Source organism: Acidithiobacillus sp. (assembly GCF_027322205.1).
Classification (GTDB): Bacteria; Pseudomonadota; Gammaproteobacteria; order Acidithiobacillales; family Acidithiobacillaceae; genus Acidithiobacillus.
This window is the reverse complement of sequence record NZ_DAHVHY010000001.1, coordinates 83,892-97,140: the sequence shown is the minus strand read 5'-3', so window position 1 is coordinate 97,140 and position 13,249 is coordinate 83,892. Positions and strand designations below refer to the sequence as shown.

Sequence of the window (13,249 nt, the reverse complement as noted above, 5' to 3'; positions counted from 1 at the left end):
GGCGGCGGCTCCTGGAAGAGCAGCGCGACCTGCCCGCGATAACCGCCGATGGGGTGTCTATTCATCTGCGCGCTAATATTGAATTGCCAGGCGATACCGATATGGTGCGGCGTATGAACGCCGATGGGGTGGGCCTTTATCGTAGTGAGTTTCTCTTCATGAATCGCCCGGACATCCCGGATGAGGAAGAGCAGTTCCACGCATTTGCCCGAGTAGTCGGGCAAATGGATGGGGCACCGGTGACGATCCGCTCTCTCGACATTGGTGCCGACAAGGGCCTCCGCGATGACGATGCCGGGCTCCACGTGGCGCTTAATCCGGCCCTTGGCTTGCGTGGGCTGCGTCTTTGTCTGCGGCGTCCGGAGTGGTTCCGGCCGCATCTGCGCGCCATTCTTCGGGCTTCGGCACTGGGGCCGGTACGGCTGATGCTGCCCATGCTCAGCAGCATGGGGCAATTACTGCAAACCCGGGCGCTGGTCAGCGAGTTGCAGGCAGAATTGCGCGCCGAAGGGTATAACTACGACCCGGATATGCCTATGGGGATTATGGTGGAAGTGCCTGCCGTGGCGATGGCCGCACACTACTTTGCCGGGCGGGCCGATTTTTTCTCCATCGGTACTAACGATCTGATTCAGTACGCGCTGGCGGTGGATCGCGGTGATGATGACGTCAATGATCTCTTTGACCCCCTGCACGCCGGGGTGTTGGCGATGATTCAATACACCATCGCCGCGGGTCATGCACGGGGCATCCCCGTGGCCATGTGCGGCGAGATGGCCGCGAATCCGGCCTTTACGGCGCTGCTGCTGGGATTGGGGTTGCGTGAATTCAGTATGTATCCCGGCGCTATTCCCGAGGTCAAGGAAGTGATCCGGCAGACCACCATTACGGATGCCGAGGCTCTGGCTGCCCGTGCGCTTTCCGGAGAAATACCGGTGTTGACGGGGGGGGGCGGGCATAGTTAGGCTGAGCCTGCACAGGATTGCGACGTCTGTTATTGTCGTATTGATCCTCATTGTTTCGGGTGTTGTGCTGTTTTGGTTCGTGGGTGGCCCCTACTACGTTTTAGAGAGGATTTTAGCTGCCCGCTTGCAGCAGCCAGTATATCTCGCCACCAACCCGGAATGGCATTGGGGAAAACAAGAACTGCAGATTACGTTACCGGGTCTGCGCGTCGGTCCAGCGGCCCACCCCCAGTTCAGCGCCAGTCGGCTCATGGTGGCGTTAGACTGGCGCCCCCTCCTGCACGGTCAGATAAAACTCCAGCAAATTGTGCTGGATGCGCCCATGCTTGACGGGCCATGGAAAGGCGGTGGTAGCGCTGGCGGTGCTGCTCTTTCCCTGCCAGGCAAGATGATAATTCGCGACGGCACGCTGCGCTGGCCGAATGTGGCGGGGCATACCTTGTCCCTAACGGCCGTGAATGGGCAGATGTTGGCGAAGGGTCTCAGTCAGTTGGCGGGTGACTGGCACTGGCGGGGAAAAGGCGGTCGCTGGCATTTTGCGGTCGAGATGGCGCCGGCACCTACGGTGTTCGCGCGGAAGGTTTCTTTGCAAGTGGGTACAACTATTGATCCGACGCTCCTGCAGGTGGCTATTCCAACGCTCCAAAGCGCAGCAAAGGGCGTGGTCGTGCCAGCGCTGCGCGTCCGTTGGCAAGCGCGTGGGCAAGGTCCGGCGCAGTTGCGCTTGCAGGCGTTGCGTCTGAATATGGCACAAAGCCAGCTTGCGGTACAGGAAGGTGCGCTGACAGCGGGGGATGACCTGGCACTCCAAGTCCAAACACTGGGTCTTAACTGGAAGACGTTGCAGGGTCATCTGGCCTATCAAATTACTATCCGGCGCTTGCCCCGGTTGGCTACCCGCTGGGGGCTTTCTCTGCCGAAGCTGACAGACCCTAATGCTTTGCAACGATTGACGTCGACGGGCGCAGTCCAGTTAGATGGCCCCCATTTCCAGTGGGTTGTCACTCAGGGCGAGTTGGATGACAGTGTCTGGATGGGCAAAATATTCGGGACCTGGAGACCGCTGGCTATTCATGTCAATCTGAGCGTGGCGCAGTTCAATCTCGGCCATTATCTGCCTGCTCCCCGACCAGGCAAAGCGGCGCGGCTTCCCACACTGCCGCAGCAATGGCCAGTCACTGGCAAAATCCACGTCACAAAGCTGCTTTGGGGTAAAATTAGCGCCCGCGATCTGGTTATTCGCAGCACAGTCTCCAAGGCGCGGCCATGATCCCCATCGCGGAAATTCTGCTGGACTGGTATGCCCGCCACGGGCGCCACGACCTGCCGTGGCGCCAGACCCGCGACCCCTATCGCCTCTGGCTTGCAGAAATCATGTTGCAGCAAACCCAGGTGGAGAGCGCCAAACCGTATTACGCCCGCTTTCTGCAAGCCTTGCCGAACTGGCAGGCATTGGCAGCGGCGCCGCAGGATCAGGTGCTTGCCCTGTGGAGCGGGCTCGGTTATTACGCCCGAGCCCGCAACGCCCAGCGCGCGGCGCAGGAGGTGGTCACGGGCTTCGGCGGCCACTTTCCCGATACCCTCGAAGCAGCCGTCACCCTGCCGGGGGTGGGCCGCAGTACGGCGGCGGCGGTGCTCGCCAGCGCCTATGGGCAAAGACAGGCCATCCTCGACGCCAATGCCCGGCGCGTGCTCATCCGTAGCCATGCGATAGAAGCTGATCCGAAAGTCAGTGCGACTCAGCAGTGGCTTTGGACACTGGCCAGTGCCCTTACTCCTGAAGATGCCCACGGCTACAATCAAGCCATTCAGGACCTCGGTGCCCTGATCTGTACCCCACGCCAGCCGCGTTGCCCGAATTGCCCTTTGGCTAGCCGTTGTATGGCCCATGCCCAAGGACGCAGTCATGCCCTGCCCGTGACGGTTAACAGGCCCCCAAAACCGCAGCGCTGTGCCTTTTTTCTCCTGGTCGTGGATATGGAAGGGCAGATATTGCTGGAAAAGCGACCGGATTCCGGCATCTGGGGCGGGCTCTGGTGTCTGCCTCAGGCCGCGCCCGATGGCGGTGAATTCCCCATCCTTTGTAGCGATATCCTGCATCCGCTGGAAGACACCCCTACCGTGCGGCAATCTTTGCAAGCGGCATGGTCGCGTCGTCTGGGACTGCGTCTTCAACTGAAGGTATTAGAGGAAGAGCAGCAACATGTTTTTACCCACTTCCAGTTGCGTTTTCGCTGTGCCCATGCGCGCGTTTTGGACAACGCCGTTGCGGATTCGGCAGCCACTCTGCGTTGGTGTCGCCCCGCAGACGCTCTGACACAAGGCTTGCCCACGCCCATCCGTCGGATTCTACGGGATAGAAGCGGAGGTCGCTGATCTCTCTTTTGCTATGTGTGCCGCCCAGTTAAGCAGCCATACCCTGTGGCTTATTCCTGAGCGGTGAGTTCAGGTAATATAGAGCCACACAGCGTTATCCACCCCGGAATTATTGAGGAACTTCTGTTATGTCACGAATGGTACAGTGCGTAAAACTCGGCCACGAGGCCGAAGGTCTTGATCGTCCACCTTATCCTGGCGCCCTTGGCGCGCGAATTTATCAAGAGGTCTCTAAGGAAGCCTGGCAGGGCTGGCTCAAACATCAGACCATGCTCATCAACGAATACCGTCTTTCTCCCATCGATCCCAAGTCGCGGACATTCCTGGAAAAACAGATGGATGCCTATTTCTTTGGCGATGGTGCCCAGGCACCTGAAGGCTACGTACCGCCTGCGCCTTAAATAACCTTAGATGTCTACAGGGTGCTTTCCGGAGCGCCCACAATCCGTGCAGACCTTGGCGTCGTCGTCGGACGACAGGCGCGAAGCGCGCCAGATCATATCGTTATTGCAAGACTGCCAAGTTCTGTCGCCTAAAGGTGACGCAGCAACCTCTCTCCTGTGTGTGCTATTCCCTGTTTTTACTCGGGTAATGGCGGTACATTGCTGCCTGTTGTCCCCGCATGCTGTTTGTTAACATTATGTATGTAAAAGTATTTTTTGTATAAAGAGGCCGCCTATCCTGCACCCCAAAAAACCAAGCGGCAGTTCCCTCCCCTGCTTGCAGGTCGGACATAAGCGACTCATCGACGCTCTCCCACGCGGGAGTAAAAATAATAAGCAATAAAAACATGCTGATAAATATTGGCACGGCTCGTGCTTATACCTCTTCGCTGTCGAAAAACGGCACCGCCGAACGCGGAAACTGAAACCACTTTTTGAGGAGAGCTTACCAATGAAGAAGATTGTTGCCCTGACTGCTGCGCTGTCTTTCCTGACGGCCACTGCTGCTTTTGCCACCGAAGTCCCCGCCGCAAAGGCCCCGGAAAAGACCATGGAGCACAAAGTGATGGAGAAGAAGGTCGAGCACAAGAAAATCGAGCACAGGAAGATCGAGAGAAAGGCTCCTGAGCACAAAATGATGGAGAAGAAGGCCAAGCCTGCGGCCTGATGATTTATCAGGTTGCGCCTCTGCGGCTTGACCTGTTGAGTGCTGATTTCTAAACCCGGGGTGTAAACCCCGGGTTTTTTGATGTCTGCGATTTGCAGTGTTCAGCATTATCCCCGCTAAAATGCATAACGCAGAATCCCATATGACATGAGCCGCTGGCACGGCGCGTCGTCATCGGTCGCTGACTGGGGAAGAGCACATGCATAAGCAATGTAAACCGTATGTAAGTGCCCTCCTGTCTGGATGGCCTGTTTAGGGATGCTCACTTCAACCGGTTCTCATAAGGGCTAAGCGGCATCCGTGTGGCTCCAAGGGTTTACTTTTTTACCTGTTCGGTTGCACATGGGGCGGCAGCCCTTGCACTTTCCAGCCTACGAATCTACGCTGAGACTCTTTTTCTTCGTCGGAGCCTGCTGGCCTATGGCATTACGCCCCAGTTCCATTTCCAAGCTGGCCGTCATTGGTTTTGGTCTGGTCATTGTGCCGCTGGTGCTGGTCATCGTCAGTGTGACCATTTCTATTGCCCACTTTGCCGAGCAGGGGCAGGTGAGTATTTTGCGCGCGGTGGCTATGAGCGATGCCGCCAACCGGATGAATAACGCGGTGCGATCCATGGAGCGTTACGGGCTGCAATATACAGTGTTACAGGACCAGGCGTTGCTGGTGCTCTATGATCAGAGTTTTTCGGAGTACAAGAAATCCAGTGCCCGGTTTGCTGCTGCCGGGCCGTCTCCCGTTGATCAACGACGCCTTCAACGGCTGGCTGATCATCTGGCTCATGCCCGCCAGTTGTTGCCGCTGGTGTCGTTAGAGGGAAATCGCAATGCACTGGAGAGTGACTTCAGTCGTGCCAGCGCTGAGGCGCAACACCTGCAAAGCGATGTCAATGAAGGCATCAGCACCGAGGTGGCCAAGCTGGGCACGCGGGCACTGGCGATCAAGCGTCTGACCATTGTGGAAGTGCTGCTGGTGTTGCCGCTCTCCATTGCCTTTGCGATTCTATTTATCGTGTTGATCACCCGTCCCATCCGGCGTCTTGACCAGGCGGTTTCCGGTCTCGGTGATGGCGATCTGGAAACGCCCATCGCTGTGCAGGGACCGCGGGATATTGCCAGTCTGGGCGATCGTCTGGAGTGGTTGCGTAACCGGCTCAATGCATTGGAGGCGGCCAAACTGCATTTCCTGCGGCAGCTTTCCCATGAGTTGAAGACGCCGCTGACGGCCATTCGTGAGGGCGCAGAACTGCTCCAGGAGGACCTGGGCCATGAACTGGGTGCTGACGAACAGCAGGAGATCGTGCATATCGTTCGCGATAACAGCCTGCGTCTGCAGCGACTGATTGAGGATCTCCTGCGTTTCAGCCTGGCCGAGGGTCCAGTGGGTGCGGGTATGGTGCAGGATGTCTCCCTGACAGCGGTTGTGGAGGATCTGCTGTTGAGCTATAAGCCCAGCCTGCGCAGCAAATCCCTGCATTTGGTCACGGATCTGGCCGATGTGCAGGTGCGTGGTCATGAAGACCGTCTGCGGACTATTTGCGATAATTTGTTGTCAAATGGCGTGAAATTCTCGCCGCAAAACGCTACCATACGGATATATTTGCAGGTACAGGACGAACAAGCGGTCCTTGATGTTCAGGATGAGGGGCCGGGTGTGGCGCCCGAAGAGCGCGAAAAGATTTTCGATATTCTCTACCGGGGCGAGGCCTCGGATGCCGGGAAGATCGAGGGCAGCGGGTTGGGACTGGCCATCGCCAGAGAGTATGTACTGAGTTATGGGGGAAGTCTTGAATTGCTGGATAAAGAAACGCCAGGGGCCTGCTTCCGGTTGCGCCTGCCGATTACAGATCATTCTGGTCCCCACGGTGCTCGCCGTGCTAACCCTGGCGGGTTGCGCGACGACACCATTGCCCATCTCTCCAAACACCGTGACGCTTAAGCCGGGTGAGCAGGTCATACAGGCCAGCACCTTGGCCGCCTTGCAGGCGCGTATTGGCGCATTGGAAAAAATCACTCCAGTGGCCGCGAGTTGTAGTTCCGAAAAGACGGAAGCCGCCAGCCTGAGCAAGCAGCTTTCTGATGCCCGTGCGGGTGATCCGGGCTACCAGAAGCTGGAAGCCCGGGTGAATGATTTGCAAAACCGGCTCGCCCAGTCCCAGCAGCGCGAGATGGAGTTGCGCAAGAAGCTTAATGAACTGGTACAGATCGAAAAAAACGCGCGCTTACCGCAGGGGCACTAAACCAAATGGAAAAGGGCAGAATTTTGCTGGTAGATGATGACGCTGATCTCCTGCGTCTGCTGTCCCTGCGCATGAAAACGGCTGGCTATACCGTCAGTACTGCTGCCAGTGGGAACGAGGCGCTGTCGGTGCTGGCGATGGAGCATCCGTCTTTGGTCATCACCGATCTCAAAATGGATGAGATGGACGGGATGGCACTACTGGACGCCATCCGCCGCGACTACCCGACCTTGCCCGTCATCATCCTCACTGCCCATGGTTCCATTCCCGATGCTTTGCTGGCGGCGGATCAGGGTGTCTTTGCCTTCCTCACCAAGCCCTTTGATGGCAAGGATCTGATGGCGCAGGTGGAGCGCGCCTTCAACCTGACCGCGGCGGTTCTGCCCTCTTCGGGTAAGAAGGGCAGGGACTCCAGTTGGGATCGTATCCTGACCCGCAGCCCCAAAATGCAGACGGTGCTGGATCAGGCGCGTCTGGTAGCGGCGTCTGATGCCAGTGTTTTTGTACATGGTGCCAGCGGTACGGGTAAGGAGTTACTGGCGCAAGCCATTCATCAGGCCAGCCCGCGCCGCAATCAGGCCTTTATCGCACTCAACTGTGCGGCTTTTCCCGAACAACTCCTGGAATCAGAACTCTTCGGGCATAAAAAGGGCGCCTTTACCGGCGCTGCCAATAATCATCAGGGGTTGTTTCAGGCGGCGGAGGGCGGCACACTTTTTCTCGATGAGATCGGCGATATGCCCCTCTCCTTACAGGTCAAGCTGCTACGTGCCTTGCAGGAACGGGTAATCCGCCCCGTTGGCGCCACCGAGAGCATTGCCGTGGATGTGCGGATCATCTCTGCGAGTCACCGGGATCTGGAGCAGGAGATGGCTGCCCGGCGGTTCCGGGATGATCTCTATTATCGCCTTTGTGTGGTGACTCTGGAGTTGCCTGCTCTGGCTGAGCGCCCCGAGGATATCCCGCTGCTGGCCGAGTTTTTTTTACGCGATACGGCGGCCAAGAATCGCAAGGATGTCCGTGGTATCGCGCCGGAGGCCATGGAGTTGCTGGTGGGAGCGCCCTGGCCGGGTAATGTCCGGCAACTGGCCAATGTCATTGAACAGGCGGTGGTGCTGTCTACCACTCCGCGAATCGGTGCGCCCCTCATTCGTCACGCTCTGCGCGACAGAGAGGGTGAAGTCATGCCCCTGGCTGATGCCAAGGGCCGTTTCGAAATGCATTACCTGATCCAGATTATGCGCATGACCCGGGGCAACGTGAGTCAGGCCGCACAATTGGCGCAGCGCAACCGAACGGAGTTTTATCGCCTGCTGCGCCGCTATCACCTGGACCCCGCTGCCTTCAAAGAAACGGGCAGCGATGAAGGCGAAGCGGAGGTATAGTGGATCACCCGATGCGCTGAAGAATCGGCCGGAAAAACTGCTGGTTCAGGGAATGGTCGGCGCTATCAAGATGCACAGATGTTCAAGTTCTTATAGTTAAGAAGAACGAGCATCACCTTCTGGAGACTTTTCATGAAGATAGAATCTATCACCCTGGTGCGGCACAGCATGACGGAGTGGTCAGATAGCGGCAAACATACCTCGGTGACCGATGTGGCATTGACGGCGGAGGGGCGGGCAGACGCGCAAGCGCTCTGGGAATTCTTTGTGGAACAGGGGCATTTTGATGGTATTTACTCCAGCCCTATGCAGCGCGCCCACCATACCGCCATTCTTGCAGGTTTTAGCGATCCGGAATTGCATCGGGGGCTTTGTGAGTGGCGTTATGGTCGTTATGAAGGTATGACGACGGCCGAAATTCGCCGGGAAGATCCGGAATGGAGCGTCTTCCGTTGTGGCGGCCCTGGGGGTGAAAGCCCCGAAGCCGTCAGTGGTCGTTGCGACGAGCTGCTAAAGGAATGGGATGAGAAGGGCCACCGTCATGTGTTGTGTTTTGCTCATGGCCACATTCTGAGGGCGTTGGCTACCCGCTGGCTGGGGCTGGGTCTGTGTTTTGGTGATCATCTGCACTTGGATCCGGGCAGTATCTCTTGCCTGGGTTGGGAGCATGAAGTCCCCGCCCTGCGTTTGTGGAATTACTGCCCGCAGCACTTGGTTACCGGACCGCGCGCTGGCTGATCCAGTGCTTTCTCTGAAGTGGCTGTTCAGGGCAGTAGAAAAGCGGGAGCGACTTGTGCGGCTTGGTGTATCCCTGTGTGGTAGTAACGGGTGCCGGTAAAGGCGTTAGCGTCATCAGTGCGGAAAGCATCCATGGCCAGGCCCTTGCGTCCCAGTGTCCCGCTCCACCAGCCGGAGGGATAGCAGAACTGCGGGAAGTATACGCTGTTCACTGCGTCAAAGCCTGCTTCCGTCATGCGCTGCTGGCACTGACGGATCAGGTCGGCATGTAACAGGGGAGATTCAGACTGGGCCACCAGCACGCCCTGATTGGCCAGCGCATGATAACAAGCCGCGTAAAAGTCCGTGGCGAAAAGCCCTGCCGCCGGTCCGACCGGATCGGTAGAGTCGACGATGATCACATCATAGCGTCCCGCCTCCGCCCCTTTGACCCAGGCGATGCCGTCCGTAAAGTGAAAATGGGCGCGCGGGTCCTTGTTTTTCTCACAGAGATCCGGGAAGAAACGCTCGGCGACGCGGGTGACCCGCTCATCCAGCTCAACCTGCACGGCTTCTTCCACTTCCCGGTGGCGCAGCACCTCGCGCAGGGTGCCGCAGTCGCCGCCGCCAATAATCAGCACGCGCTTTGGTGCCGGGTGGGTGAAGAGGGCCGGATGGCTCATCATTTCGTGATAGAGAAAGTTGTCGCGGTCAGTGACCATGACCAGGCCATCCAGGGTCATGAGGGTGCCGAACTGTTCGGTCTCGAAGATTTCGATGTTCTGATAAGGACTCTGTTCACGATGCAGGACTTCGCGGATTTTCAGGCTCAATGCTGCGCCGTGCTCCTCATAGCGCTCGGTGTACCACAGTTCTGTGCTCATAACCGCCTCTCTCAACGCTGGGGATGGTGTGGGGTACTTGCGGGGGCTTCTGCGGAAGATTCTAGCAGAAGAAAAGGGCGGACCGAATTGCTCCGGCCCACCCGTTACCGCTGTGCTGCGTCATTTCAAGCGCAGAGAACCGGCTTGACGCGCAACTCATGGGCAGGAACACCCATCATATCCACTTGCCCGCGCCTCATCTCCATGGTGGAGACCTGCCCGGCGCCGAAGGCTTCCTTGAGATGGTTCAAGGCATCTTCAGGCTGGATGATATCGCCACAGGTGAAGATATCCACCGCTGCGTACCCATATTCCGGCCAGGTGTGAATGGCCAGATGTGACTCGGCGACGATAACGGCGCCGCTCACCCCGTAGGGCGAGAAGTGATGAAACGTTTGCGTCACGATGGTGCAATTGGCACGCCGGGCGGCCTCGAGCATGGCATCCGTAACATAATCAACATCAGACAAGGTACTGCCGTCACAGTGATAAAAATCTGCAACGATTTGATGTCCCAATGAGCGCATAGGTGCCCCCCTTACCAAAGTTAAAAAGGTTAAGAAGTAGCTCCCGTGCACCCCCAGACAGTACTTGGTTTTATGCCCTACCTTGCTGGAACGATGCCTTGCTCCAAGTCTCTTAAGGACTGACCCCCTTAGTAACTGCTTTCGGTGCCGTGGAAACAGACGACGAACTATACACTTATATGCTTTGGATGCAAGGGTTTTTTGCGGGTGCCGAGGTACGTTTCCCATCGCTTCTTGTGTTGCGTTCTGGCCCCATGCTGACCGTTCGGTTTATACTGTGCGCCATGATTGCAAAAGCAGAGAGTACCCATGGCCGCTGAGGCCCTTGTCGAACTGGAAAACGTGCACTTTTCCCGGGGACCGCACATGGTTCTGGCGGGGGTGGATATGCGTATTTCCCAAGGGGCTATCGTCTCCCTCATGGGTGCGAGCGGTGGCGGCAAGACGACCATGCTGAATCTGATGGCCGGCACCCTGGCGCCCCAGTCCGGGCGCATACGGGTGGCGGGGCAGGATCTGCAGGCGCTGGATTTTGAGGGGGTGTACCGATTACGCCGCCGCATGGGCATGCTTTTTCAGCACAGCGCCCTGTTTACCGATTTTAGCGCCTTTGAGAATGTGGCTTTTCCGCTGCGCCGCCATTTCCGGCTGAGCGAGAGTATCTTGCGTAAACTGGTGTTGATGAAGCTGGAGGCGGTGGGATTGCGGGGTGCGGCTGGATTGATGCCCGCCGAACTCTCCGGCGGCATGGGTCGGCGGGTGGCGCTGGCCCGTGCGGTGGTCATGGACCCGATGCTGATTTTTTACGATGAGCCCTTTACCGGCTTGGACCCCATCAGTGTGGGAATTATCGCGACGCTGATCCGCCGTCTCAATAATGCCCTGGGTGCGACCAGTATTCTCGTCAGTCACGATGTGCAGGAGACTTTTTCTATTGCGGATTATGGTTATATCCTCGCGGGCGGCAAAATTATTGCGGAAGGTTCGCCAGCAGCCTTGCGGGCCAGTGATTCAGAACTGGCCCGGCAATTTCTCGGCGGGCAGCCCGATGGGCCGGTGCCCTTCCATTATCCCGCGAAAGACGATTATGCGACGGCTTTGACAGGTTCAGTGGCAGCGGGTGAGGTGATTTAGATCATGGCCTTTCTGGACTTTGTGCCGAATCTGGGGCGGCGGGTATTGCTGACGATTCCCAACCTGGGTGCCGCGACCCGTTTTTTGCTGCGGAGTTTGGTGGCGGTGCTCAACCGCCATTTCAGCATTCAGCAGCTGCTCAAGCAGGTGTACGGCTTTGGAGTGCGATCACTGCTGCTGATGATGATCGCCGCTTTCTTCACGGGTATGGTGCTGGGCTTTCAGGGCTATTACGCACTGGTGCGCTTTGGCGCGACTTCGGCACTGGGTACCCTGGTCGCCCTGTCGCTCCTGCGCGAACTGGGGCCGGTGCTGACGGCGCTGCTCTTCGCCGGGCGGGCGGGGTCGGCGCTGACCGCCGAAATCAGTTCCATGAAGGCGACGGAGCAGTTAAGCGCCATGGAAATGATGGCGGTCAACCCGTTTGCCTGGGTCGTGGCGCCCCGCCTCTGGGCGGGGATCATTGTCGTGCCTATACTCTGCGTTATTTTTGATCTGGTCGGTATCTTTGGTGGATACCTCATTTCGGTGCCGGTGCTGGGTGTGGATGGCGGCACTTTTTGGGCGCAGATGCAGTCCAATGTGACGTTTTCCGGCGATATCCTGACCGGTCTGTTCAAAGCCCTTTGCTTTGGACTGGTGGTGACCTGGATCGCCGCCTGGCAGGGTTACGCGGCACAGCCGACTGCGGAAGGCGTGGGTAATGCCACGACGCGCAGCGTGGTGACGGCATCACTGGCGGTGCTGGGTCTCGATTTCATTCTCACGGCTTTGTTATTCACCTAAGGGGTAGACGGCGCATGGAAAAACGGGCGATAGACTGGTGGGTGGGTATCTTTGTGCTCCTCGGCATCGCTGCTTTGGTGGTGTTGGCACTGCGTGTCGGGAACCTCTCCGGTTTCGCCTACAATGACGGTTATGTCCTGCATGCGGATTTCTCCAATGTGGGCAGCTTGAAGGTGCGCAGCCCTGTCAGGCTGGGCGGTGTCACGATTGGTGAGGTGACCCACATCGGCATGAACCCCAAGACCTTCATGGCGAATGTGACCATGCGCATCGAACCGAAGGTAAAGTTGCCGATGGATACGGGAGCGTCCATCTACACTGCAGGACTTTTGGGAGAGCAGTATGTGGCTATTCAGCCGGGTGGGATGCCACAGAATCTGAAGCCGGGTAGTACCATTACCATGACGCAAAGTGCTGTCAATCTTGATCAGCTTATCGGCCAGATGGTCTTTAACAAGGCCTCGGGCAGCAAATAGGGAGGATTCTGTATGCGTCAAATTTCTTTGATTTCGCTGGCATTTTTTTTGCTGGCCTGGACGTTACCTGTTGCGGCAGAAGACACGCAGGGGGCGGTAGCCGTTGTTGAGCAGCTTACCAATAGCGTACTCAAGGTATTGCGCGCTAATGAAGGCAAGCCCCTCACGCCGACCGTAAAGAAGGATGTGGCGGATATCGTCTTGCCGCACATGGATTTCACCACTATGTCGCAATATGTGATGGCGCGGTACTGGCGGCAGATGAGCCCGGTCCAGCAGCGGGAATTTGTGGTGCTGTTCAAGGAGTTGCTGGTGCGTACCTACAGTAATTCACTCAATCATTATCACGGGCAGACGGTAAAAATCACTGGCAGCCAGCAGATCTCCCAGAATCCGCCGGTGGCGCAAGTGAATATGATTATTCGTCAGAACGGTGGTGGTCCGGATGTTCCGGTGATTTATGCTCTGCTGTATACCAACAACGCCTGGCGGATCTACAACACCTATATTGATGGGGTCAGTATGGTGCTGAACTATCGTCAGAGCTTCGGGCAGATTGCCGCAAGTCGCGGTATCCCGGCGCTGCTGCAGGATATGAGGGCCAAGGATGGTGGGAGTAGCGCACCAGGCAAAATGGCGGCGGCCGCTTGAGT

At 57.5% G+C, this 13,249-nt stretch carries 15 protein-coding genes; 13 read left to right on the top strand and 2 right to left on the bottom strand.

Going from position 1 to position 13,249, the window contains the following annotated elements:
* The 9 genes from M7F93_RS00505 to M7F93_RS00465 all read left to right on the top strand — a co-directional run.
* A partial coding sequence (locus tag M7F93_RS00505; protein ID WP_366144649.1) for a phosphoenolpyruvate--protein phosphotransferase occupies nucleotides 1–965 on the top strand: 965 nt, incomplete at its 5' end.
* Nucleotides 966–1,089: 124 nt separating this feature from the next.
* Nucleotides 1,090–2,235, top strand: a complete 1,146-nt coding sequence (locus M7F93_RS00500) for an AsmA family protein (protein ID WP_298167372.1) — start codon at nucleotides 1,090–1,092, stop codon at nucleotides 2,233–2,235.
* Nucleotides 2,232–3,341 carry an A/G-specific adenine glycosylase gene (gene mutY / locus M7F93_RS00495; protein ID WP_298167369.1) on the top strand — a complete coding sequence of 370 codons (1,110 nt, stop codon included), beginning with the start codon at nucleotides 2,232–2,234 and terminating at the stop codon, nucleotides 3,339–3,341. The genes M7F93_RS00500 and mutY overlap by 4 nt, the downstream gene beginning before the upstream one ends.
* A 128-nt stretch (nucleotides 3,342–3,469) precedes the next feature.
* Nucleotides 3,470–3,742, top strand: a complete 273-nt coding sequence (locus tag M7F93_RS00490; RefSeq protein ID WP_298167366.1) for an oxidative damage protection protein — start codon at nucleotides 3,470–3,472, stop codon at nucleotides 3,740–3,742.
* A gap of 493 nt (nucleotides 3,743–4,235) precedes the next feature.
* Nucleotides 4,236–4,451, top strand: a complete 216-nt coding sequence (locus M7F93_RS00485; protein ID WP_298167363.1) for a hypothetical protein — start codon at nucleotides 4,236–4,238, stop codon at nucleotides 4,449–4,451.
* A 420-nt stretch (nucleotides 4,452–4,871) separates the two neighbouring features.
* Complete coding sequence (locus M7F93_RS00480) at nucleotides 4,872–6,386, top strand: HAMP domain-containing sensor histidine kinase (protein WP_298167361.1); 1,515 nt, start codon at nucleotides 4,872–4,874, stop codon at nucleotides 6,384–6,386.
* Nucleotides 6,376–6,687, top strand: coding sequence for a hypothetical protein (locus M7F93_RS00475; protein WP_298167359.1), 312 nt, complete (start codon nucleotides 6,376–6,378; stop codon nucleotides 6,685–6,687). Before M7F93_RS00480 ends, M7F93_RS00475 begins: the two co-directional genes overlap by 11 nt.
* A 5-nt stretch (nucleotides 6,688–6,692) precedes the next feature.
* Nucleotides 6,693–8,072 carry a sigma 54-interacting transcriptional regulator gene (locus tag M7F93_RS00470; protein WP_298167357.1) on the top strand — a complete coding sequence of 460 codons (1,380 nt, stop codon included), beginning with the start codon at nucleotides 6,693–6,695 and terminating at the stop codon, nucleotides 8,070–8,072.
* 132 nt (nucleotides 8,073–8,204) lie between these two features.
* The gene (locus M7F93_RS00465) at nucleotides 8,205–8,810 is read left to right on the top strand and encodes a histidine phosphatase family protein (protein WP_298167354.1); all 606 of its coding nucleotides are present in this window, start codon (nucleotides 8,205–8,207) and stop codon (nucleotides 8,808–8,810) included.
* 26 nt (nucleotides 8,811–8,836) lie between these two features.
* Here M7F93_RS00465 and speE read toward each other — a convergent pair whose 3' ends face one another.
* A complete protein-coding gene (gene speE, locus M7F93_RS00460; RefSeq protein ID WP_298167351.1) occupies nucleotides 8,837–9,673 on the bottom strand; it encodes a polyamine aminopropyltransferase in 837 nt (278 codons plus the stop codon).
* A gap of 125 nt (nucleotides 9,674–9,798) precedes the next feature.
* A complete protein-coding gene (speD, locus tag M7F93_RS00455; RefSeq protein ID WP_298167348.1) occupies nucleotides 9,799–10,200 on the bottom strand; it encodes an adenosylmethionine decarboxylase in 402 nt (133 codons plus the stop codon).
* Between the two features lie 309 nt (nucleotides 10,201–10,509).
* On the opposite strand from speD, the gene M7F93_RS00450 reads away from it, so the two are divergent.
* From M7F93_RS00450 to M7F93_RS00435, 4 genes are read left to right on the top strand one after another with little or no spacing between them, the layout of a single operon-like run.
* The gene (locus M7F93_RS00450) at nucleotides 10,510–11,334 is read left to right on the top strand and encodes an ABC transporter ATP-binding protein (protein WP_298167345.1); all 825 of its coding nucleotides are present in this window, start codon (nucleotides 10,510–10,512) and stop codon (nucleotides 11,332–11,334) included.
* 3 nt (nucleotides 11,335–11,337) lie between these two features.
* The gene (mlaE, locus tag M7F93_RS00445) at nucleotides 11,338–12,120 is read left to right on the top strand and encodes a lipid asymmetry maintenance ABC transporter permease subunit MlaE (protein ID WP_298167343.1); all 783 of its coding nucleotides are present in this window, start codon (nucleotides 11,338–11,340) and stop codon (nucleotides 12,118–12,120) included.
* 14 nt (nucleotides 12,121–12,134) lie between these two features.
* Complete coding sequence (mlaD, locus tag M7F93_RS00440; RefSeq protein WP_298167340.1) at nucleotides 12,135–12,596, top strand: outer membrane lipid asymmetry maintenance protein MlaD; 462 nt, start codon at nucleotides 12,135–12,137, stop codon at nucleotides 12,594–12,596.
* Nucleotides 12,597–12,608: 12 nt separating this feature from the next.
* On the top strand, nucleotides 12,609–13,247 hold the full coding sequence (locus tag M7F93_RS00435) for an MlaC/ttg2D family ABC transporter substrate-binding protein (protein ID WP_298167335.1): 639 nt from the start codon (nucleotides 12,609–12,611) through the stop codon (nucleotides 13,245–13,247).
* Nucleotides 13,248–13,249 lie beyond the last annotated feature (2 nt).